Genomic DNA, 21,927 nt, shown 5'->3' with positions numbered 1-21,927 from the left:
ATGCCATCGGGACCGCGCGAGATCGTCACGCCCTTTCGGCCCATCCCGCTGGACGTTCCGGCGGGCCTGACGCCGAACGAGTTCTTCAACAGCGCCGAGAACCTTCGGGACCTGGTGCAGAACAACGGCCTGCTGCGCAACCAAGAGGATCTGCTGCTCTACCGCAAGGCGCTGGGGCATTCCACCGAGCTGGATTGCTCGATCATCTACGACACCTCCAAACGCATCCTCAACCCGCTCGGCCGTCCGGTTCGCCGCACCCAGGTCTCGCCGTCGGTGAAGCGCGTCTGGAACCGGATGAATCGGATCATCATCGAGGAGATGCTCGGACGCTATCCGGATCCGGGCGAGGCACTCGTGATGGCAGGCGAGGCGAGTCTGGATGCCACCTGGCCGCTGACCTCGCCGGGTGTGCCGAGCATCCGCATGCTGCACAATCATTTCATCGTCTTCCCGATGGAGCAGCTGCGCGCGGCCCCGCCGGCCGATCCGAGCCATCCCAACCTGACCGACGGCGGCCAGCACAGCCTCTTTCAGGCCCACATGCGCGATGTCTACCGGCGTTTTTTCGACGAGGCGCTGGACCTGCGTATCCTGCGCACGGTGCATACCGACGAGTCGCGCCTCGCGCTTACCGGCTATCCGGAGGGTTTGCCCTGCTGGGAGATCCAGGGCGGGGTCGCGGCCCTCGGCGACACCGCCTTCTGGGTGGAGTACGACGAGATCCTGCGCGGCTTTCTCGACTTCTACCGCACCTTCTTCTCGCAGGTGTCGAGCCGCAACGCCGAGATCCTGCCGGATGTCTACTTTCCGAACCAGATCGAATCGGTCCTGCTCTTCGACAACGCCTTTATGCAGACCGCGAAACGGGTACGCGAGCGCTGTCTCGGCGACCCGGCCTACGCCAACTCCATCCGCTGGGAGCCCGCCTTCAAGCAGCTCATCTTTCGGCATGACTCGGGCCGCTTGATGCTGACCATCAGTCAGAACTCGATCGGCAACGCCATCACGGAGCTGCTCGGCGTCGTGGTGAAGCGCGTTCCCGACCGTGATGCCTACGAGGCGCGCGAGCCGGCGCTCATCGAACGTCTGCTCGAGATCAGGCGGCTGCTGGTCGCCGCCGATCTCGGCGACGCGATTGCCACCCCGCATTGGGGCGCGGACTGAGCGTCGGGACTGAGTCCCGCACCGACCGGTCGCAGGCAGCTCGGCAGTCCGTGACACCACGAGATTTCATCGCATCTTCACGGTTCGTCAATATGCCGGCAATCGCGCGCGGAGATCATATCCCGACGTTGATGGCTCGAGGCCGGCGATGCGATGACCGACATCAAGCGCATGAATCCGTTGAAATATCGGAGCATTTTCATCTCCGATGTCCACTTGGGCTTTCGAGGGTGCCAAGCCTCTCTCGTGCTCGATTTTCTGCAATCGACCGAGTGCAAACAGTTGTACTTGGTCGGCGATATCGTCGACATCTGGGCGATGAAGAACGGTGTCTATTGGCCCGAGGCCCACAATCAGGTGGTCCGCGAGGTGCTCGACAAGGCCAAGCGGGGGACGGAGGTCATCTATACGCCGGGTAATCACGACGAGCTGTTCCGCACGCATCTCGGCGCCGATTTCGGCAACGTGGCGGTACGCGAAGAGGTGATTCATACCACCGCCGACGGTCGTCGCTTTCTGGTGATGCACGGGGATGCATTCGACGCGGTGGTTCAGAACGGCAAGTGGCTCGCCATGATCGGCTCGCGCGCCTATGACGGTTTGTTGATGCTCAACGGACTCGTCAGCCGGATTCGCCGTGTGCTCGGCCTCGAGTACTGGTCATTGGCCGGGTATCTCAAGCACAAGGTCAAGAATGCCGTGAGCTATATCGGCAATTTTGAGGCGGCGGTCGCGGGCGAGGCGGAGCGCCGTCGAGTCGATGGCATGATCTGCGGGCATATCCACCACGCGGAGATGCGCGAGATCGCCGGTGTCGCCTACTGCAACTGCGGCGACTGGGTGGAGAGCTGCACCGCCCTCGTGGAGCACCACGACGGTCGGCTCGAGCTGCTGCGCTGGACCGACGCCTATCCGCAACCTGCGAGCATCGAGCAGGATCGCTTGGCTCTGGCGCGGGTCGGTTAGCGGAGCGGTCGGCGGGTCATTCGGTCGGTGGGTACGGATCAACCGCTTGGCCTTCTGCGCGAATCGATCGTCGAAAGCGATTCCAATCGAACGCCGGCCCCGGGTCCGTCTTGCGATCCGGGGCGATCGCGGCGTGTCCTGCGATCCTTTCCTCGGTGATTCCGGGGTAGCGACGGAGGATGTGCCGTGTGCACTCGGCAAGACGCGCATACTGGGCCTCGGTGAACGGCCTGTCGTCGGTTCCCTCCAGCTCGATCCCGATCGAAAAATCGTTGCAGCGCTCTCGTCCCGCGAACCGCGAGACGCCCGCGTGCCAGGCGCGCTGCTCGAAAGGAACATACTGCAGGAGTCGGCCGTTGCGCCGGATCAACAGATGTGCCGAAACGCGCAGACCGGCGATCTCGCGGAAGTAGGGGTGTGCGGCGGGATCGAGACGATCGAGAAAGAGATCGTCGATCCAGTCGCCCGAAAAGTCGCCCGGCGGTAAGCTGATGTTGTGGATGACCAACAGATCGATTTCCGTACCCGGCGGGCGGGCGTCCTGGCTCGGCGAGGGCCGGCGCTCCGCGCCTTCAAGCCATCCTTCCTCGTCGATATCCGCGTAGACACCGGCTTTGTCTTCGACGACCGCATGGGCGTGCGCACGCGCGTGCACACCCTCATCGATCCGGGGCGGCGAGCATCGCGGTGTCGGTGACTCGACCCCGAGGTGGGCGACGGCGGCATCGGGTTCGGGATTCATGACACGCAAGGCGGGCGGGAAGCGGGGATGAGTCGGCCGGGAAACCGCCGATCCAAGGTGACACAGTCCCCTGCATTGCTTACCATCGCTGCATAATAGTCCATCGGTTCCTCGAGGTTTATCGGCCGCCCCGTGCCTCGGTTCAAGATGGTGACATGACCGGCTATCGGCGTCGAGATTCACTTGATCAAGTCCCCGCGAATCCACCCAGCATCCGGTCCCGGCGGAGACGCCTTGATCATGCGCGGGCGTTTCGTGACCGACTGCATGCGTCTGCTCGGCGAGCGCTTGCCGGCGCTCTGGGGCGCGCTGTTCGGGAAGCTCGACGACGCTCTGCACGATCTCGCCGACAAGTCGACCAACGATTTGAGCTATCGCGTCTATTTCGACGCGCGCGAGATCCTCGTCAAACAGCGCCGACGTCTTCAGAGCGATTTTTTGCGGCGCGTCGAGCAAGAGGCCGGCGATCTCGTCGGTCGGGATCGCGAGCCGGAGCATGAGCACGACAGGGCCAGGGAGTCGGCGTTCGGTGATCTGACCTTGCTTGCGGACTCCGAGCTCGAAGAGATTCTGGCCGCCGAAAACCTGGTGTCGAAGGCGGAATCACGTTATCGAAGCGATTTGATGGAGTTGGATCGTCGATTTGCCGCCCTGATGGGCTGGGGCGAGGTCGGTCTCGAGGAGAATCCTTTCGGTCCGTCCGCGCTGTGCCATGCCTTTCGCGACACCCTGACCGCGCTGCCCCCGCTCGAGCCGTCCGTCAAGCTCGTCGTCTACAAGCTCTTCGATCGGCATGTCATGGACCAGTTGGGCGACTTCTACCGCAGTTGTCTGAGCCAGGTCGAGCCCGCTTTGTCCGAGATCGTCATCCCTGCTTCAAGGCCGCGCGCAGCCTCGCGACCCGCGTCTTCCTTTGTCACGCCCGGCAAGCGGGAGATGCCGGAGCAGCCCCGGGACACTCTCTCGATTCCATTCGATGTCCTGCGGACCTTGCTTGCACGCCAACGACCGAGCAGTACCCCGCATACCGATAGCGGTCGGGTGAAGGTCGCGACGGCCGAGCTTCTGGCCTTGTTGGACAATCTGGATGTCGCTCCCGACCCGGCGATGGGGTATCCGGCATCGGAGGCGTTCCTGCGTACGCGACTGTCCGCGGCGCTTTGCGTCGAGGATCGGCCGAGACGTGCCTTGGCAGAGCGCGACGAGGATACGCTCGATCTGGTTTTCCTCTTCTTCGAGCATCTGTTGGCCGGCGGCGCGATTCCCGATCCCATCAAGATCCTGATCGCGAGGATGCAGATCCCGGTCGCGAAGATGGCGCTGTTGGACAAGGACTTCTTCTCCGACGACACCCATCCTGCGCGGGTGTTGATCAACAATATCGGGCGGGCCGCGATGGGTTGGAGCGACGCCGACGGACGCGGTGCCGACAGCCTCTACGGGATGATCGAGCGGGTGATCGAGCGCTTGGTGCTGGATTTCGACGGGGATCCCAAACTCTTTGCCCGAATGGATCGGTATTTCAGGGCTTTCCTTGCACGAGAGGATGCCCGAGCCGCTGCCGTGGCAGGGGATCCGCTCGCCGAGCCACACGGCGGTATGTTGTCCGGTGTTTCCGACCCGGCCGAGCCGAGCTTCGACGCCGATGGTACCGGCGCGCCCCCCGATCCCGCGCGCGAGACGGTCGCGGCTGCACTGGCCGAGCGCCTGGCGCCTTATGCGCGGATTCCGAGTACGGTGGAGATCCTGCTGCGCGAGGGCTGGTCGCTTGTTCTGCTCCAGATCGAGCGCTCCCGGGGCTCGGATAGCCCGGATTGGCAAACCGCACTCGAGTTGATCGATCGACTGCTCTGGAGCGTGAGCGTGAAGCGTACCGCCGAGGAGCGTCGCCAGTTGCTCAATCGGATCCCGCGTCTGCTCGAGACCTTGCGGCGGCGGCTCGCCGAGGTCGGCTGTGATCCACGTCTGACGGCACGGTGGCTCGGGGAGCTGCAGACCTTGCATTTGGACGTGCTTCAGGGATTCGCACGCGGCGCCGTGCTCGGCGGCTCCGACGTCGAAGCCGGCCACTCGGCCCCGGCTCGGGTGCCGATTCCGGTTCCGTGCGGATGCGCGATCGGCGATTGGATCGACTGGGCTCGCGAGGATGTCGGGCGAGTCCGTCTCAAGTTGGTCGCTTGGAACCCCGCGCGAGAGGAGTTGTTGTTCTTCGACCGACAGGGGCGGTCCCCGACGCGTTTTTCCGCGCGTGGTCTCGCCGAGGCGATCGCGGCCGGACAGGTCACGATTCTGGGCAACGGCGAGACGCCGCTCGCGGATCAGGCCTTGCGCGCGATGTTGACGAGTCTACAAAAGGCCCCTTCCGATGGCTGAATCAAACCAAGAGATGAATCCCTCGCGCGGGGCGGCTCGTCCGGCGCGGCTTCCTGACCCGCGTCTCATCGAGGCCCAGGTCCGAGCTGCACTCGAGGAGGATGTCGGTGCGGGCGATCTCACCGCCGTCTTGGTTCCGCGCGATCAGCGCTCTCGGGCCGAGTTGATCACGCGCGAGCCCGCAGTCATCTGCGGATGCGCCTGGTTCGATACGGTGTTTCGCGTGCTCGATCCCGGGATTTCCGTCCGTTGGGAGGTCGCCGACGGCGCCCCCGTCCGCCCCGGGCAGCGTCTGGCGCTGATCGAGGGACCGTCGGCCGCTCTGCTGACCGGCGAGCGCACGGCCATGAATTACCTTCAGACCCTCTCCGGGACGGCGACCCGCGCGGCTGAATTTGCCGCCGCGGTCGCCGGTCTCCCCGTTGCGGTGTTGGATACCCGCAAGACGTTGCCCGGTCTGCGCGTCCAGCAGAAGTACGCGGTCCTCTGCGGGGGCTGCCACAACCACCGCATGGGCCTGTTCGACGCGATCCTGATCAAGGAGAACCACATCCTCGCCGCGGGCTCGATCCCGGCCGCGCTCGCCGCTGCGGCCGCGGCAGCCGGTGTCGGCGTGGAGATTCAGATCGAGGTCGAGAGTCTCGACGAGCTGCAGACGGCCTTGGACGGCGGGGCGGAATCGATCCTGCTCGATAACTTCGCGCTCGGGGATTTGCGTCTGGCGGTCGCCATGAGCGCGGGGCGCGCCCGGCTCGAGGCATCGGGCGGCATTACGATTGCGACCATTCGGGCCATCGCGGAAACCGGTGTCGACCGCATCTCGGTCGGCGCGCTGACGAAGGACGTGACCGCGGTCGATCTCTCGATGCGGTTCGTGGGTTAAACCGCGCCAGCTCCGACAGTCGTCGGAGCTGGCGCGGCTAAGACACTCCAACACATGACGCATACCGCACCGGGCGCGGTTTAACCGAGCTCGCGTGTGCGTCTCGGCGCCAGCTGGTGCTCGAGTGCGCGCAGTCGCTCGCGCAGTTGTTCCAGCTCGTCGAGCAGGTCGAGCGCGAGTGCGGTGCCGGCGAGGTTGAGGTCGAGGTCGCGCTGCAACCGCACGGCGCGACGTGCCCGACGCACCTCGAAGCCGTCGAACCGCCAATCGTCGGGGGCTTGGCCCTTGGGGCGCAGGAGCCCTTCGGTCACCATCAGCCTCACCACGCGGCCGCTGGAGCCGCACAGCTGGGTCAGCTCGGTGAGGGTGACCGTCAGCCCCTCGTCGAGCACGATCCCTTCAATGCGTGTCTCGGTCTGCGTCATGCGTCAGACTCCCATCTCGGCCCTTGGGTTGAAGTGTAGACGCTCGGCCATGTCGCGATAGGCTGCCTTGGCGGCATCCGTGGTTGCGGGCGGGGTGACGATCTCGAGCATGACCAGCTCGTCTCCGGCCGGCTCGCCGGGCAGCCCCCGACCCTTCAAGCGCAGGCGTTGCCCGGACTGAGATCCCGGCGGCACCTTAAGGTTCACTGTCCCGCCGAGTGTCGGGACCGAGACGGACGCGCCGAGTGCGGCCTCCCAGGGCGCAATGGGCAGCCGCAGATGGATGTCCTTGCCGTCCGTGGTGAAAAATCGGTGCGGATTGATCTCGATCTCCAGATAGAGATCGCCGGCATGACCGCCGTTGATCCCCGGCCCGCCCTGGCCGGCCAAGCGGATTTGGCGACCCTGCGTGACGCCGGGCGGGATGCGCACGTTCAGGGTGCGGGTGCGCGAGCTGACGCGCCCGTCCGGGCCGACCTCGGGGATGTCGAGGCGCAACTGCCGCGTCGCGCCGCGATAGGCGTCCTCCAGGTCGATGACGATGCGCGCGGTTTGATCCTGACCTCGGCGGCGGCGTTGAGTCTGGGCTCCCGGGTGAAACTCGCGCCCGAAGATGCTGGAAAAAAAGTCGCTGAACTCGGCTGCCTCGTCGGCGCCGAAATGGAAGTCGTGATGGACGCCGCCGGGCGGCGGGCGAAAATCCTGGCCGGCGTGCCAGCTGCTGCCGAGCGCGTCGTAGGCGGCACGCTTCTCCGGGTCGTGCAGAACCTCGTTGGCCTCGTTGATCTCTTTGAATCTGGCCTCGGCGTCGGGCTCCTTGCTCACGTCCGGGTGGAACTTGCGCGCAAGCTTTCGATAGGCCCGCTTGATCTCGGGTTGGGTGGCGTCCCGCGTCACGCCCAACGTCTTATAGTAGTCCTTGTATTCCATCGCAGCGCCTCGAAGTTTTGGCCGACACGGACTCGTGAACCTCGTGTTGGGAGGGGAGGTATGGGCCGGCAACGGTTATTGCACGGGTCGCAGTCGAGTGAATGGGCTTAGTCGGGGCTCACTGGGGGCTGCGCGTCGACGGCAGCTCCGGCGGGATCCATCGTGCCCGAGGCAATCTCGGCGACGGCGTTGCGTGCAAGGACGGTCGCGTCGTCTTGCTCTTCGGGTGCGTGGGCCTGAACCGTTCGGCCCGATGCCCAGGCTCGTAGCGCTTGAAGCTGGCCGTGCATGACGACGGACAGGGGCTGGGTAGCGGCGATCTCGCCCAGGAGGTTGCCTGTGGTCAGGCCATCCCCGGCGGTCTCGTCGGCGTAGAGCGCGGAGACGACGGCCTGCTCGATGCCGGCACCGGTGAAGCCCTCGCTCGCCTGCGCGAGGCGAGCGAGGTCGAAGCGTTCGGGATCGAGTCCCCGCCTGCTCAGATGGATCGCAAAGATCTCGCGCCGCACGGCAGCGCCGGGTAGATCCACGAAAAAGAGCTCGTCGATCCGCCCTTTGCGGATGAGCTCCGGCGGAAGTCGCGAGATGTCGTTCGCGGTCGCGGCGAGGAAGACGCGGGTGTTGCGCTCGGCCATCCAGGTCAGCAGGGTGCCGAGGACGCGCCGGCCGACGCCGTCGTCCTCCGTGCCGGTCGCGATCCCTTTTTCGATCTCGTCGATCCAGAGGACGCAGGGCGACATGACATCGGCCGTGGCCAATGCCTTGCGGAGGTTTTTCTCTGTTTCGCCGATATATTTGTCGAAGAGCGCACCGAAGTCCAGGCGCAGCAGCGGGACGCCGAAACGTCCGGCAACCGCCTTCGCGGCCAGACTCTTGCCGCCCCCCTGAACGCCCAGGAGCAGAACGCCGCGCGGGTGATCCGTTTTGCGGTCCGGATCCAGGAAGGCATCGCGGCGGCGGTCGATCCACGCCTTGAGGTTGCCCAGGCCGGCGACCTCGGCGAAGGATCGGGTGTCGTACTCGAAGCTGATGGCGCCATCGGGGCTGAGCAGGTCGTACTTGGCGCGCTTGACGCTCTCGACGTCCTCCCGCGTGATGGCGCCGTCGTGCCGGATGGCGTTGCGGATCAGGCGGCGTGCGTCGGACTCGGTGACGCCGAGCAGATTTCGGGCGAGCTGATCCACGGCGTCGCGCCCGGTCCGGAAGCTGCGCCCGCCGGAGGAATCCTGCCAGCGCTTCGCCTCCTCGCGGATCAGGCCCATGATGCGCTGGCGGTCGGGTAGGCGCAGTCCGAACCGCACGCTCAGATGGTGCAGCTCGGGCGGGACCTCGAGCGCGTGACTGACCAGGACCAGGGTGCGGGGCAGGTCCGCGTAGCCTTGTGCGATCTCCTTGAGGAGGCGCACGTGTAGCGGATTATCCAGATAGGGATGGAAGTCGAGCAGTAGATAGATACCGCGTTCCTGTGTGGAGCGGATATTGCGCAGCGCCTCGGTCGGATCGGCCAGGCGACTTTGGGGCTCGGTATCGAGCTCGATGCGCCGCAGCCCCTCGGTGACCGACCAGCGAAAGGCCGGCTCGGCGAGACGCAGGGCAAGCCCGGCGAACAGCTCGACGACACGCGGCTCCTCGATCGACTCGATGAGGACGATCGGGGTGTCCGAACGCAGCAGAATCTCCAGGTCGTGCAGGTCCGGCATCATCGCGGGCGTGGCCTCCTCGGGATCCATGGGGCGTCGAGTCGTCGGCTTCCGACCGGGTCGGAGCCGCAACCTCCGGTCCGCGGTCCGATCGCCGCCGACGGCAGCTTATACAGGAACCGATACGGGCCACAAGGTCCCGAATCGACCGACACCGGTCCGATCCGTCGCGAGGTCGTCCCGACCTCGATCCGGGGGGCACCGCTCCCGCGCTGATCGCCTACAATAGCCTCCCGAAGACCAGGTCCCTTCCTTATCAGACGGCCGCGCGACTCAGAGACCATCCATGACCGCAAAAGACCACTTGATCATTTTCGACACGACCCTGCGCGACGGCGAGCAGAGTCCGGGCGCCTCCATGACCCGCGACGAGAAGGTGCGCATCGCCAAGGCGTTGGAACGGATGCGTGTCGATGTGATCGAGGCGGGGTTCCCCATCGCCAGTCCGGGTGATTTCGAGGCGGTCAAGGCGGTGGCGGAGACGGTCAAGGAGAGTCGGGTCTGCGGCCTGGCCCGTGCGCTCGACAAGGACATCGACCGGGCCGGCGAGGCGCTGGCGGGCGCGAACGCCGGCCGGATCCATACCTTCATCGCCACCTCGCCGATCCACATGCAGCGCAAGCTGAACATGACCCCGGATCAGGTGCTCGCACAAGCGGTCCATGCCGTCCAGCGGGCACGGCGTTACACCGACGATGTGGAGTTCTCGCCCGAGGATGCCGGACGCTCCGAGATCGACTTCCTCTGTCGGATCCTCGAGGCGGTCATCGACGCCGGCGCCGGGACCGTCAATATCCCGGATACGGTCGGCTACAACATCCCGGATCAGTTCGGGAGCCTGATCCGGACCCTGCGCGAGCGGCTTCCGAACGCCGACAAGGCGATCTTCTCGGTGCATTGTCACAACGACCTGGGGCTCGCGGTCGCCAACTCGCTTGCCGCCGTGCGCAACGGCGCCCGCCAGGTGGAATGCACCATCAATGGTCTCGGCGAGCGTGCCGGCAACGCCGCGCTCGAGGAGATCGTGATGACGGTGCGCACCCGTCAGGATCTATTCGACTGCCAAACCCGGCTCGATACCACCCAGATCATGAACTGCTCACGCCTGGTCTCGGGCATCACGGGGTTTGCCGTTCAGCCGAACAAGGCGGTGGTCGGCGCCAACGCCTTCGCGCACGAGTCGGGCATCCATCAAGACGGGGTGCTCAAGCATCGCGAGACCTACGAGATCATGCGTGCCGAGGATGTCGGCTGGAACGCCAATCGGATGGTGATGGGCAAGCATTCGGGCCGCAACGCCTTTCGTACCCGGCTGCAGGAGCTCGGCATCGTGATGGGTTCGGAGGAGGAGCTCAACGCGGCCTTCTCTCGCTTCAAGGATCTGGCCGACAAGAAACACGAGATCTTCGACGAAGACCTGCAGGCGCTGGTGACGGATGCGACCCTGGACGCGGCCAATGAACGGGTGAAGCTGGTCTCGTTGCGGGTCTGCTCCGAGACGGGCGAGACGCCCTGCGCGAACCTGGTGCTGACGTTCGACGGAGAGGAGCTGGCCGGGACCGCCAGCGGCGGTGGACCCGTGGACGCGACCTTCAAGGCGATCGAGACGATCGTCGACAGCGGAACCGTTCTGAAGCTCTACTCGGTCAACGCCATCACCAGCGGCACGGACGCACAGGGCGAGGTGACGGTCCGACTCGAGCGCGGCGGGCGCATCGTCAACGGCCAGGGCGCGGATACCGATATCGTGATCGCCTCCGCCAAGGCCTACATCAACGCCTGCAACAAGATCCTCCAGCCGGCCCATCGCGCCCATCCGCAGACCGGCGACGTCTGAGCCCCGTGGCGATGGACGAGCGCCGACGTCTGGACTACCTGGGCGCGATGGGTGTCGATGTCTGGGTGCCGCGCCATGTCGCGGCCGGTCCGGTCGAGCGATCGGACGAGACGGCCCTCGTCGAACCCGCGTTGCCCTTGCCGGGGCAAGCCGCCCCGAGCTCGGTTCCGCCGTACCCGCAGCCCGGGCACCCGACCCCGCCGGTTCGTGCCGCGGCTCCCCAAATCGTGCCGAATCCGGTCGCGCCGGAACCCGTGGCGTCAGGATCGGTCGAGCCCGATCCGTCCGATGGCCCGTCGTCGCCCGATCCGACAAAGTTGGATTGGGATGCGCTCGCGACGGCGGTGTCCGGCTGCCGCGCCTGCGGACTCCGCGAGACCCGCACCAACACCGTCTTCGGCGTCGGCAGTCGCACCGCGGATCTCCTGATCATCGGCGAGGCACCGGGCGCGGACGAGGATCGCGCCGGCGAGCCCTTCGTCGGGCGTGCCGGCCAGCTGCTTAACCGCATGCTCGCGGCGATCGGCCTGGCGCGCGAGCAGGTCTACATCGCCAACGTGCTCAAGTGCCGCCCGCCGGGGAATCGCGATCCACGCCCCGAGGAGGTCAAGCAGTGCGAGGCTTACCTCATGCGGCAGATCGAGCTGCTCGGCCCGCGCGCGATCCTCTGTGTCGGGCGCGTGGCGGCTCAGCATGTCCTGCAGACGGACGCACCGCTGGGGAGCTTAAGGGGGCGTTGGCTCGAGTTTCGGGCGGCGTCGATTCCGCTGCGCGTGACCTATCATCCTGCCTATCTGTTGCGCTCGCCCGATCAGAAGGCGAAAGCCTGGGAGGATTTGGTCGAGGTTGCACGGCGTTTGCGCGAGGGGGTAGGCACGGTAATCGGTAAAGGCAATGATAAAGATCAAGCCGATTGATATTATTTATTTCATATTTAATCATTTGCTAATATAATGCGTTCCGTGGATGTTGATAAGGCATCCACGCTTGCTGCCAACAACGTAAATCGATTCGGAGAATAGAATGAACAAGCTTGCTACTGCTGCTGCCGTCGCTGCCCTCCTCGGTGCCTCCGCTTCCGCGTCCGCTTGGTGGGGCCCGGGTTACGGCGGTTACGGTCCCGGCTACGGCTCCGGTCTCGGCGATGCCTTCAGCGACATGTTCGGCGACGGCTACGGTGATTTCAACTTCGGCATGAGCGGCGGCGGTACCGGGCGCGGCTACGGTCGCGGTCTGGGTCGCGGCTACGGCTACAACAACCCCTACTACGGTTACGGTGCTCCCTACGGCTACGGTGCTCCTTACTACGGCGGCGGTTACCCCTACGCCTACCCCTACGCAGCGCCCGTTGCCCCGGTGGCGCCAGTTGCTCCGGCTCAGCCAGAGGCCAAGTAAGACCCCCGATCGGCCGGCGCACCTCGTGTGCACCGCCACGAAAAGGCCGGGCCGTCGCCCGGCCTTTTTTGTTTTTGGCCTTCAGCCAAAATGCGAGCTCGGTGTGTCGCGGCCACAGTCGAATAGGGTCAAGCAACCATCAGGATGCCGGTAAAGGCCAGTGCGAGTCCGATCAGGGTCGCGACCAGCACATCGCTGGGATAGTGCAGGCCGAGAATGATCCGCGAGCTGGCGACCAGCATGGTGAAGGGCACGAGAATCCAGGCGAGCTCGGGAACATAGTAGATGGCGACGCTCGAGAAGCTTACGGCATGAAGCGTATGGCCGGAGGGAAAGCTGTAGCGGTCGAGCGGCGGGACCAGGGCGATGATCTCGGCGGCATAGTGACAGGGTCGTTCGCGCCGCGTATAGACCTTCAGCGACTTGTAGAGCGCGAGCGCGACGCCCCCGGTGACGAGCATGTGCACACTGGCCTTGAGGCCGAGGAGTCCGTGGGTCAGCGGCAGGATGGCGATCAAGCTGTACCAAAAGACCCCGTCGCCGAGCCGACTGACGACGGCGAAAGGGCGTTGAATCCACCGGCGCCGACCGCCGCGGCTCCAGGCGCGGCAGAGCGATACCTCGATCTCATTCAGATGTTGTAGCCACAGTCGCACGGCAAGCCTCCGTTCCACGTTGTCGGTGGATGACCTGAAAGAGACGGTCCTCGACGCTCCGGATGACGCGGTCCCAACTGATCTCCTCGGCCGCGCGGCGGGCCTGTTCTCCGAGCTTTCGGACGCGTGGCAGGTCGCGAGCCAGCTCGCATCCCGCAGCGATGAACGCTTCACGATCTCCTGACGGTAATGTAACCCCGTTCCGCCCGGGATCAATCAGAGATCGAGCCGCGGCATAATCGAAAGCGACGACCGGTAGACCGCTGGCCATCGCCTCGAGCACCACGTTTCCGAAGGTCTCGGTCAGGCTCGGAAAGAGGAAGAGATCGCCCGAGGCGTAATATTTCGAGAGCTCGACGCCGATTTTGGACCCTGGACAGATGAAACCGGGGTTTTCGCGTTGGATCTGCTCCCGTGCAGGCCCCTCCCCGACCAGGATGAAACGCGCCTTCGGTCGAGTCGATTGAATCGCCTGAAAGGCGTCCCGCGCGAGATCGAGATTCTTCTCCGGTGCAATCCGCCCGACATAGAGTACGGCCAAGGTCTCCTCGTCGCAGCCCCAGCTGCGTCTCAACGCCTCGTTTCGCCAAGCGGGCGAGAAGAGATCGACGTCCACGCCGCGGCCGAAGACGTGGACATCGTGGAATCCCTCGCGCGAAAGCTCCGCCTTGAGCTCGGCGGTGGGGACCAGGGTCGCATCCGATCGGTTGTGGAAATGACGCAGCGTCTCGGCGATCTGATGGGTGAAGATGCCGAGGCCGTAATGTTGACTGTACTGCTGAAACTGGGTGTGAAATCCCGTCACCGTCGGGATCCCGCGACGGTGCGCGGCGGAGAGCGCGGCGTGGCCGAGTGGGCCCTGGGTCGCGATGTAGACGAGGTCCGGCGCGGCGCGGCCCCAGAGGCGGCGCAGCCGCCAATAGACCGGCAGTCCGAATCGCAGACCTCGGTAACCGGGGATCGGCAGGCCGGGGACGAGGTGTACGCCGATTCGGCCGAGCGTCGGTGCAGCCGGGTCGCGTTGCTCGCCGTGCTGTCGAGGGCGGATGAGTTGAACGGCATGCCCGCGCTCGGCCAAGCCCTCGGCGAGATGCCGCATGGTGTGGGCGACGCCGTTGATCTCGGGCGGATAGGTCTCGGTGACGATCGCGATGCGCAGACGCCCGGAAACCCTATCGGTGTCCCGCGGGCTGATGTCAGACGACATGGGCCATTCCACCCGTCGGTATGGATTCCGGGCGGCCCGGGGTCGGGTCTGCAATCACGCCCGGGGGCGGTTCCGGACGCGCGCCGAGCGAGCGTTGCGGCACGGCGTCCGGTTGCATGCCGAGTGCCTCGACGATCGCGGTGCGGGTGCGCTCGGCGAGGAGACGCCGGGTGTTGTTGTCGTCGTCGATCGCGACCGGCGGGAGGAAATGGACCTCCGCGGTGAGCCCGGGGTGGCGAATCACCCGCAGCAGATGGGCGAGTAGGGTGTCGTCGCCGATGAAGGGCGCAACGTTGTCCGGCATCTCCTCTGGGTGGCCGCGGTAGGCGATGGCTACCGGCTGAATCCTCAGCCCGGTCTCCTGCGCAAGCGCGAAGAGACGCGGGTGGAATCGCAGTACGCCCGAGCCATCGCTTGTCGTGCCCTCGGGAAAGAGCATCAAGGTCTGCTCGCCGCCGATCTTGCGGAGCATGCCGGCAATCTCGTCGATGCGGATGGCGCCGCGCTCGACGAACAAGGTGCCCGCGGTCTCCGCCAGCCAGCCGATCAGGGGCCAATCGCGCACCTCGGCCTTGGAGAGGAACGCGATCTCGCCGTGTGCGCCGACCACGGGGATGTCGAGCCAGGAGATATGGTTGCCGATCAGGAGACATCCGGGCTGCACGCAGCCGCGGACGTGAATCCGGATGCCCAGAATCTCGCAGAGCCGTCGTTGCCAGCGTCGGGTCATGGCCGCGACCGGCGGCGGTCGTCGGCCGAGTCGCGAAAGGAGCCCGATGTAGAGCGCGAGCGTCGCACCTTTGCTCAAGTGAGCGAGGATCAGTGCAAGCCTGCGGATCGACCGCACGTGTCTCATCGGGTCACAGACTCGCGGTGCGCTCGAAAAAGTGTCGCGAGTAGGTCGGATTCAGCGCATCCACATCGAGCAGCATGAGCACATCCGCCACGCCGAAATCAGGGTCGCGACAGGGCTCTCCGCAGACCTTTGCGCCCAGCCTCACGTAGGTGCGCAGCAAGGCCGGCAGCGGCGCATCCAGGACATCGTCGGGCACCTGTGCGGTGCGCAGCGGCACCCGCGGGACCACGCGCAACTCGGGCGAGACCATGGCGTGTCGTCGCAAGCGGTTCATGATGGCCGCGGCTTGGAGATCGTTCTCGCCGAGCGGCATGCTGGCGCAGCCGAACAGATAATCGAAGCCGTGGAGCTGGATAAATCCGGCCAGGCCGGACCAGAGCACGGCAATCGCCGGTCCTTGTCGAAACTCCGCCGAGATGCAGGTGCGACCGACCTCCAGGAGGCGTCCCTTAAGCCGGGGGATCGCTCCCAAGTCGAATTCGCTCTCGGAATAGAACCGACCGATGCGCGCGGCGTTGCGGTCGGTCAGGATGCGCGTACAGCCGACGACCTCGCCGGTGCGCGTGTCTCGCACCAGGAGGTGCTGGCAGTAGGCGTCGAGCTCGTCAACATCCAGTCCGCTCAAGCCCGTCTTCAGTTTTGCGCCCAACTCCTCGCCGAAGACCCGATACCTGAGCGCCTGGGCCTCGCGGATCTCCGACTCGGACGCGGCGAGCTCGACGAAGAGGCGTTCCCCGCGCTTGGCGGTCAACGCAGACGCAGTCGCAACCATTGCATGCCCTCGGAAAAAGAACCTTTGCGTGGAGGGCAATCATAGATACGGAGTATTGCGGGGGTATGTGGGCTGCGTGACGTCGATGTGAACGCCTCGGTGAGGGGCGCGGGCGGCGTTGCGACCCGGCTTCAGGGTCTCAGCGAGATGACCGGCCAACCGCGCGACCGGGCCGTCTCGCGCAGCTGCGGATCGGGGTCGACCGCAACCGGCCGGTCGACGCGTTCCAGGAGGGGAAGATCGTTGTGCGAGTCGCTGTAGAAGCTGCTCCCGCCGAGCGTCTCCCGATGCTCGCGCAGCCAGGTCTGCAGACGCTCGACCTTGCCCTCCCGGAACGCCGGTTGGCCGGAGGGCTCGCCGGTGAAGCGCCCGTTCTCCTCGGCCGGCAGCGTCGCGATCAGGTGGGCGATTCCGAAGCGCTGCGCGATCGGCGCCGTGACGAAGGCATTGGTCGCCGTGATGATCATGAGGGTGTCTCCGACCTCGCGGTGCGACTCCACGAGGTTTTTGGCGGCCGGGAGCATGATGGGCTCGATTAGCTCGGCGACGAACCGCTCGCGCAGTGCTTCGAGATGCGCGCGCGGGTGCTCGCGCAGCGGTCGCAGGGAGAACCTCAAGAATTCCGCGATATCCAGGGTTCCATCCTTGTATTCGCGATAGAAGCGCTCGTTCTCGCTCTCGTAATAGTCTGCATCGACGATCCCCTCGGCGGCGAGGAATCGGCCCCACAGATAATCGGAGTCGCCTGCCAGGAGGGTGTTGTCCAGATCGAAGATCGCCAGCGCCATGTCTTGTCCTTCGGTTGATGTCTCGCGGTGCGATGCGCATCGGCTTCCTGCTCGGATGCCGGCGCGTTGCGTCGCCTCGCCGGATGTTCGCGGAATCATACCGGGGTTTCAAGCCGTGGCGGGCGCCTTCGCCCGATACCCGACGGGGCCTCGAGGCCGTTTCCGAGGGCATGCGAAAGCCGTTGAGTGGCAATCGCTTATACAGGTGTCTGCTTGCCGGTCATGCGCCGGATGTGGAAGAATGAGGCAACATGGCCTCACGGACTCGTTTCCTTGATCGATCACGACGGTTTCAGACCCAACGTCGGCATTATCCTGAGCAATCAGGACCGGCGTCTATTTTGGGGTCGTCGCGTCGGCCAGAACGCCTGGCAGTTTCCGCAGGGGGGGATTCATTCCGACGAGACGCCCGAGCAGGCCATGTATCGCGAGCTCGAGGAGGAGGTCGGGCTTCAGCCCCGGCAGGTCACCATCCTCGCCTGCACCCGCGGTTGGCTTAGATATCACCTTCCCAAACGCTACATCCGTCGGCATTGCGGTCCGACCTGCATCGGTCAGAAGCAGGTGTGGTTCATGTTGCGGGTGGATTGCGGCGAGGACGCCTTCTGTCTTGATCGGACCGACAAGCCCGAATTCGATGCCTGGCGCTGGGTGCGCTACTGGCAGCCGCTGCACGAGGTGGTCTACTTCAAGCGCCGTGTCTACATGCAGGCGCTCGAGGAGCTCGCCCCGAGCCTGTACCCGGAGGGTCCGCCCGCCCGTGAGGACGTCCAGTCCCGGGTGGTCGGCTTGATGCATCAGCGCGGACGATGACAGGTCGCGCCGCGGAGCACCTCGAGCGAGGGTCGGTCGGGCTCGACAGCGGCGTGTCGGTCGCCGGATCCTCGGCGGCTGCGAGCCAACGCTTGCCGATGCTCGAATCGCTGCGTCGCATCGTGCAGGAGGTCAACAACGCCCCCGACCTCGAGCGTGCGCTTACCATCATCGTACAGCGGGTCAAACAGGCCGTCGGGGCCGACGTCTGCTCGGTCTATCTCAACGATTTCGATAACCGTCGGCATGTCCTGCATGCCACCGACGGACTGCGCGCCAAGGCGGTCGGTCGGGTGCGATTGGAGCTGGGGCGAGGGCTGATCGGGTTGGTCAGCGAGCGCGCCGAGCCGATCAACCTGGACGACGCGGTCAGCCATCCGCGCTACCAACGCATCACGGATACCGGGGAAGAGCACTATCACGGGTTCCTCGGCGCGCCCATCATCCAGAATCGCAAGGTCTTGGGCGTGCTGGTCCTGCGGCAACGCGAGAAACGCCATTTCGGCGACGACGAGGTCACCTTCGTAGTGACCCTCGCATCGCAGCTGGCCGGCGCCATCACCTTCGCGCGCACCAACGGCGAGCTGGCGCGTCTGCAGGACGACGGGATCCCGCAGCGCTTCCTGCCCGGCTTGCCGGCCTCGCCCGGCATCGGCATCGGGACCGCCGTGGTGGTCTATCCGCCGGCCGATCTCAACGCCGTTCCGGATCGGCGCGCCGAGAACCTCGACAACGAGGCCAAGGATTTTCTCGGTGCCGTTGAACATGTGGCCGAGGACTTGGACCGCTTCGCGGTGCGGACCCAAGCGCATCTCAGCGCCGAGGACATGGCCCTGTTCGACGCTTGGCGTCTCATGCTCGAGAGCGACACCCTGATCGACGGGACCCTATCGCGCATCCGCGCCGGCAACTGGGCGCCCGGAGCCTTACGCGAGACCATCGCCGAGCACGCCAAGGTGTTCGACGACATGGACGACGCCTATCTGCGCGAGCGTGCATCGGATGTTCGCGATCTCGGTCGCTGCATCCTGACTCATCTGCAGAAGCTGACCGCGGCGCCGATCCAGTACGTGCCCAACACCATCCTGGTCGGCGACGAGCTCAGCGCCATGCAGATCGCCGACGTCCCGCGCGAGATGTTGGCCGGGATCGTCTCCACCACCGGCTCGGGCTCCTCACATGTCGGCATCCTGGCGCGCGGGATGGGCGTGCCGGCGGCAATGGCCGTTGCCGATCTGCCGGTCGGGCGTGTCGAGGGACGCGAGCTGGTGGTGGACGGTTACCGCGGGCGGGTCTATGTCGCGCCCGGCCCGACCGTTCGCGCCGAGTATCAGCGTCTCGCCGAAGACGACGCGGCCCTGACCAGCGAGCTCCAGGCATTGCGCCATCTCCCGGCCGAGACCACGGACGGCTATCTGGTGCCGCTCTACCTGAACACGGGGCTGGTCTCCGAGGCGCGCCCGCTCGGCATCGAGGAGTCCGCAGGTGTCGGACTCTACCGCACCGAGCTACCCTTCATCGTGCGCGATACCTTCCCCGGCGAGGCCGCGCAGATGTCGAACTATCGGCAAGTGCTCGAGCTGTTCGCGCCTCGGCCGGTGACCATCCGCACCCTGGATATCGGCGGTGACAAGCCGTTGCCCTATTTTCCGATGCACGAGGCCAATCCATTCTTGGGCTGGCGCGGCATCCGCATCACGCTGGATCAGCCCGAGATCTTCTTGACCCAGGTTCGCGCCATTCTGCGCGCGTCCATCGGGCTGGATAACCTGCAGATCCTGTTGCCGATGATCAGCACGGTCGGCGAGGTCGACGAGGCACTGCTGCTCATCCATCGCGCGCACGACGAGCTGCTCGAGGAAGGCTATCAGGTCCGATTGCCGCCGATCGGCGTGATGATCGAGGTCCCGGCTGCCGTCTATCAGTGCGAGGCGTTGGCGCGACGCGTCGATTTCCTCTCCGTCGGGACCAACGACCTTACCCAGTATCTACTCGCGGTCGATCGCAACAATGCCCACGTCGCGAAGCTCTACGACGAGTTTCATCCGGCGGTCTTGCGCGCGTTGCTGCAGATCCTCGCGGGCGCCCGTGTCCATGGCCGCGAGGTGAGCGTCTGCGGGGAGATGGCGGGGGATCCGCTCGCGACCTTCCTCCTGCTCGGGATGGGCGTGCATAGCCTGAGTATGGGTGCGGGAAGCCTGCTGCGCGTGAAGCGCGTGATCCGCAGCATCAGTCGGGCACGGGCCCGCGAGGTGCTCAAGGTCGCCCTGCAATGCGAGGATGCGGCGTCGGTGAGACGTCTGCTCCTGGATGCGCTCGAGGCGGTCGGGCTCGGCGGCTTGGTGCGGCCGGGTAAGTAGCCGATACCGAACCCTTTGGTTTCGGTTCAGCGATGCGTTTCAGGTTCCCGGGCGTTCTCCGGAAAGCCTTTTCCGGGATTGAGGATCCCGGCCGGATCGAATTGACGCTTGATGTCGCGCATCAGCTCAAGCACGGGTGCCTCGATCTCGCGGTCGACGAAGTCGCGCTTGGCGATCCCGACACCGTGCTCGCCCGAGAGTGTTCCGCCGAGCTGGAGCACGAGCGAAAACACGGCGTCCAGACACCGATGCGCGCTCTCGACGGCAGCCGGGTCGTCCGGGTCGATCAGGAGATTCACATGGATGTTGCCGTTTCCCGCATGCCCGAAGTTCACGATCTGCACGCCGCTCTCCTGCGATAGCCGCTCCAGGCCATCGATGAGCTCGCCCATGCGCGAGACCGGAACCACGACATCCTCGTTGATCTTTTTCGGCGCGATATGGCGCAAGGCCGGCGAGAGCGCCTTGCGCGTCTTCCAGAGCGCGGCGACCTCCGCGGCCGACTCGGCGCGACGCAGCTCGATCAGACCGGCATGGTTGGCGGCTGCGGCCACGGCGGTGACGGACTGATCGATACAGGCCGCGGGTCCGTCGACCTCGATCATCAGCAGTGCCCCAACGCCCTCGGGCAGGTCGAGGCCCGCATGGCGCCGGACGGTGCGGATCGCCGCGGCGTCCATGATCTCCAGAGCGCAGGGGATTACGGGCTGCGCCATGATCGCCGACACGGCGGCCGCAGCCGCGTGGATGTCCGCATAGGCGGCGCGCAGCGTGCGCTTGGCCTCGGGTAGCGGGGTGAGCTTCAGCGTGGCTTCGGTGATGAGGGCGAGTGTGCCCTCCGAGCCGATGATGAGCCGGGTCAGGTCGTAGCCGACCACGCCTTTGGTCGTGAGCACGCCCGTGCGCAGTCGCTCGCCGCGACCGTCGATCGCGGTGAGTCCGAGCGTATTCTCGCGCGGCGTTCCATATTTGACCGCCCTCGGCCCCGCCGAGTTGTAGGCGAGATTTCCGCCGACGCTGCAGCTCGCCGCACTGGTGGGATCCGGCGGCCAGAAGAATCCGAAGGCGCCGACGGCTTGCTGGAGCTGTTCGTTGAGCACCCCGGGCTGGACGACGGCGAGGCGATCCTCCGGTGCGATGCGCAGGATGGCATCCATGCGCTCGAAGGAGAGCACGATGCCGCCGCGGTCCGGAACCGTTGCGCCGGTGGTGCCGGTCCCCCGCCCACGCGCGACGAGCGGGACGCCTGCGTCGCGGCAGAGTCGGACCAGCGCCATGATTTGCGCCTCGTCGTCGGCGAAGACCACCGCTCGGGGCAGCGCGTGGAGTCGGCTGTTGTCGTATCCATAGGGCCAGCAATCGGCCGGATCCGTGAGCAGGCGTCCGATGCCGGCGATCCGCGCAAGGCTCTTCAGGAACCCCGACGACAGCTCAGGCGTTGTTGTCGTCGACATACTCGAAGAGCTTTACCACACGTTTGACGCCCGGGACGTAACTGGCCTTTTCCGCCGCGGCATCGGCTTCCGCGGGGCTGACCAGACCCATCAGAAACACCACGCCGTCGTTTGTGACCACCTTGACCCGGGTCGGGTCGAATCCGGGCAGCCGCACGCCGATCAGATCCGTCTTGACGCGGCCGGTGATGTAGGTGTCTTCGGCCTGACGCGTCATGTCGAGTCGGGGGCCGACCGTGACCTCGTCTACGACCCGTTGCACCTTGCCGATTCGGCTCATCAGCGCGGCCGCCTCCTGTCCTACCTCGGTCGTATCGGCGTTGCCGGTGAGCAGAAGGGTGCGGTTGTAGCTGGTCACCGAGATCTGCGAGCGGTCCCTGACATCGGGGTTTCGCAGCAAAGCGGTCATGGCCTCCAGCTCGATCTGCTGATCGTCGAGGATGACGTTTGCAGGGCGTCGGTCGTGCACCGTCGCGGCGGTACCGACGGCCGCTGCGCCGAAGAGCATCGGTGCGCAACCGGCCATGAGCGTCGCGCCGAGCAGCAGCAGGGCCGCTGCGGTGCGTCGCCGTTGCATGATCGACCGCGCGATCGCGCCGACTT

General features: G+C 65.7%; 20 protein-coding genes. 9 read left to right on the top strand and 11 right to left on the bottom strand.

The features are described 5' to 3' along the window. The gene (locus BLV04_RS14675; RefSeq protein ID WP_093033527.1) at positions 1-1,167 is read left to right on the top strand and encodes a hypothetical protein; all 1,167 of its coding nucleotides are present in this window, start codon (positions 1-3) and stop codon (positions 1,165-1,167) included. A gap of 153 nt (positions 1,168-1,320) precedes the next feature. After that, entirely contained in the window at positions 1,321-2,133 is an 813-nt protein-coding gene (locus tag BLV04_RS14670; RefSeq protein ID WP_093033524.1) for a UDP-2,3-diacylglucosamine diphosphatase, read from the top strand. Between the two features lie 16 nt (positions 2,134-2,149). Here the strand turns inward: BLV04_RS14670 and ampD are convergent, their stop codons facing one another. Beyond that, the gene (ampD, locus tag BLV04_RS14665; protein ID WP_245731901.1) at positions 2,150-2,728 is read right to left on the bottom strand and encodes a 1,6-anhydro-N-acetylmuramyl-L-alanine amidase AmpD; all 579 of its coding nucleotides are present in this window, start codon (positions 2,726-2,728) and stop codon (positions 2,150-2,152) included. Between the two features lie 330 nt (positions 2,729-3,058). Here ampD and BLV04_RS14660 point away from each other — a divergent pair, with 330 nt between their 5' ends. Continuing rightward, positions 3,059-5,248, top strand: a complete 2,190-nt coding sequence (locus tag BLV04_RS14660; protein ID WP_139191939.1) for a DUF1631 family protein — start codon at positions 3,059-3,061, stop codon at positions 5,246-5,248. Further along, the gene (nadC, locus tag BLV04_RS14655; protein WP_093033515.1) at positions 5,241-6,131 is read left to right on the top strand and encodes a carboxylating nicotinate-nucleotide diphosphorylase; all 891 of its coding nucleotides are present in this window, start codon (positions 5,241-5,243) and stop codon (positions 6,129-6,131) included. The genes BLV04_RS14660 and nadC overlap by 8 nt, the downstream gene beginning before the upstream one ends. Positions 6,132-6,211: 80 nt before the next feature. Here the strand turns inward: nadC and BLV04_RS14650 are convergent, their stop codons facing one another. From BLV04_RS14650 to BLV04_RS14640, 3 genes are all read right to left on the bottom strand, one after another. Continuing rightward, positions 6,212-6,556 (bottom strand): chaperone modulator CbpM, encoded by a 345-nt coding sequence (locus BLV04_RS14650; RefSeq protein WP_093033512.1) that lies wholly within the window; start codon positions 6,554-6,556, stop codon positions 6,212-6,214. 3 nt (positions 6,557-6,559) lie between these two features. Continuing rightward, positions 6,560-7,486 (bottom strand): DnaJ C-terminal domain-containing protein, encoded by a 927-nt coding sequence (locus BLV04_RS14645; RefSeq protein WP_093033509.1) that lies wholly within the window; start codon positions 7,484-7,486, stop codon positions 6,560-6,562. 107 nt (positions 7,487-7,593) lie between these two features. Beyond that, on the bottom strand, positions 7,594-9,186 hold the full coding sequence (locus tag BLV04_RS14640; RefSeq protein WP_371828645.1) for a Ycf46 family AAA ATPase: 1,593 nt from the start codon (positions 9,184-9,186) through the stop codon (positions 7,594-7,596). Between the two features lie 286 nt (positions 9,187-9,472). Here BLV04_RS14640 and BLV04_RS14635 point away from each other — a divergent pair, with 286 nt between their 5' ends. The 3 genes from BLV04_RS14635 to BLV04_RS14625 all read left to right on the top strand — a co-directional run bounded on the left by BLV04_RS14635 (position 9,473) and on the right by BLV04_RS14625 (position 12,418). Then, entirely contained in the window at positions 9,473-11,023 is a 1,551-nt protein-coding gene (locus tag BLV04_RS14635; protein ID WP_093033506.1) for a 2-isopropylmalate synthase, read from the top strand. A gap of 11 nt (positions 11,024-11,034) precedes the next feature. Then, positions 11,035-11,940 carry a uracil-DNA glycosylase gene (locus BLV04_RS14630; RefSeq protein WP_175534640.1) on the top strand — a complete coding sequence of 302 codons (906 nt, stop codon included), beginning with the start codon at positions 11,035-11,037 and terminating at the stop codon, positions 11,938-11,940. 106 nt (positions 11,941-12,046) lie between these two features. Continuing rightward, a complete protein-coding gene (locus tag BLV04_RS14625) occupies positions 12,047-12,418 on the top strand; it encodes a sulfur globule family protein (protein ID WP_093033500.1) in 372 nt (123 codons plus the stop codon). A gap of 128 nt (positions 12,419-12,546) precedes the next feature. On the opposite strand, the gene BLV04_RS14620 is transcribed toward BLV04_RS14625, so the two are convergent. The 5 genes from BLV04_RS14620 to BLV04_RS14600 form a co-directional block, all read right to left on the bottom strand. After that, a complete protein-coding gene (locus BLV04_RS14620) occupies positions 12,547-13,074 on the bottom strand; it encodes a phosphatase PAP2 family protein (protein WP_093033642.1) in 528 nt (175 codons plus the stop codon). Then, positions 13,046-14,281, bottom strand: a complete 1,236-nt coding sequence (locus tag BLV04_RS14615) for a glycosyltransferase family 4 protein (protein ID WP_093033497.1) — start codon at positions 14,279-14,281, stop codon at positions 13,046-13,048. The genes BLV04_RS14620 and BLV04_RS14615 overlap by 29 nt, the downstream gene beginning before the upstream one ends. Continuing rightward, positions 14,271-15,137, bottom strand: a complete 867-nt coding sequence (locus BLV04_RS14610) for a lysophospholipid acyltransferase family protein (protein ID WP_093033494.1) — start codon at positions 15,135-15,137, stop codon at positions 14,271-14,273. Before BLV04_RS14610 ends, BLV04_RS14615 begins: the two co-directional genes overlap by 11 nt. A gap of 4 nt (positions 15,138-15,141) precedes the next feature. After that, complete coding sequence (locus BLV04_RS14605; RefSeq protein ID WP_093033491.1) at positions 15,142-15,909, bottom strand: GNAT family N-acetyltransferase; 768 nt, start codon at positions 15,907-15,909, stop codon at positions 15,142-15,144. A gap of 131 nt (positions 15,910-16,040) precedes the next feature. After that, the gene (locus BLV04_RS14600; protein WP_093033488.1) at positions 16,041-16,697 is read right to left on the bottom strand and encodes a histidinol-phosphatase; all 657 of its coding nucleotides are present in this window, start codon (positions 16,695-16,697) and stop codon (positions 16,041-16,043) included. 273 nt (positions 16,698-16,970) lie between these two features. Between BLV04_RS14600 and BLV04_RS14595 the strand changes: the two genes are divergently transcribed. Both BLV04_RS14595 and ptsP read left to right on the top strand, forming a co-directional pair. Beyond that, positions 16,971-17,510 (top strand): RNA pyrophosphohydrolase, encoded by a 540-nt coding sequence (locus BLV04_RS14595; protein WP_217633705.1) that lies wholly within the window; start codon positions 16,971-16,973, stop codon positions 17,508-17,510. A 98-nt stretch (positions 17,511-17,608) separates the two neighbouring features. Further along, on the top strand, positions 17,609-19,870 hold the full coding sequence (ptsP, locus tag BLV04_RS14590; RefSeq protein ID WP_093033636.1) for a phosphoenolpyruvate--protein phosphotransferase: 2,262 nt from the start codon (positions 17,609-17,611) through the stop codon (positions 19,868-19,870). Between the two features lie 26 nt (positions 19,871-19,896). On the opposite strand, the gene BLV04_RS14585 is transcribed toward ptsP, so the two are convergent. Further along, a complete protein-coding gene (locus tag BLV04_RS14585; protein WP_175534639.1) occupies positions 19,897-21,324 on the bottom strand; it encodes an FAD-binding oxidoreductase in 1,428 nt (475 codons plus the stop codon). Then, complete coding sequence (locus tag BLV04_RS14580) at positions 21,302-21,901, bottom strand: BON domain-containing protein (RefSeq protein WP_245731896.1); 600 nt, start codon at positions 21,899-21,901, stop codon at positions 21,302-21,304. The genes BLV04_RS14585 and BLV04_RS14580 overlap by 23 nt, the downstream gene beginning before the upstream one ends. Positions 21,902-21,927 lie beyond the last annotated feature (26 nt).

The organism is Thiocapsa roseopersicina, from assembly GCF_900106925.1.
GTDB lineage: Bacteria > Pseudomonadota > Gammaproteobacteria > Chromatiales > Chromatiaceae > Thiocapsa > Thiocapsa roseopersicina.
The sequence above is the reverse complement of the archived record's forward strand: the minus strand, read 5'-3'. Positions and strand labels throughout refer to the sequence as shown.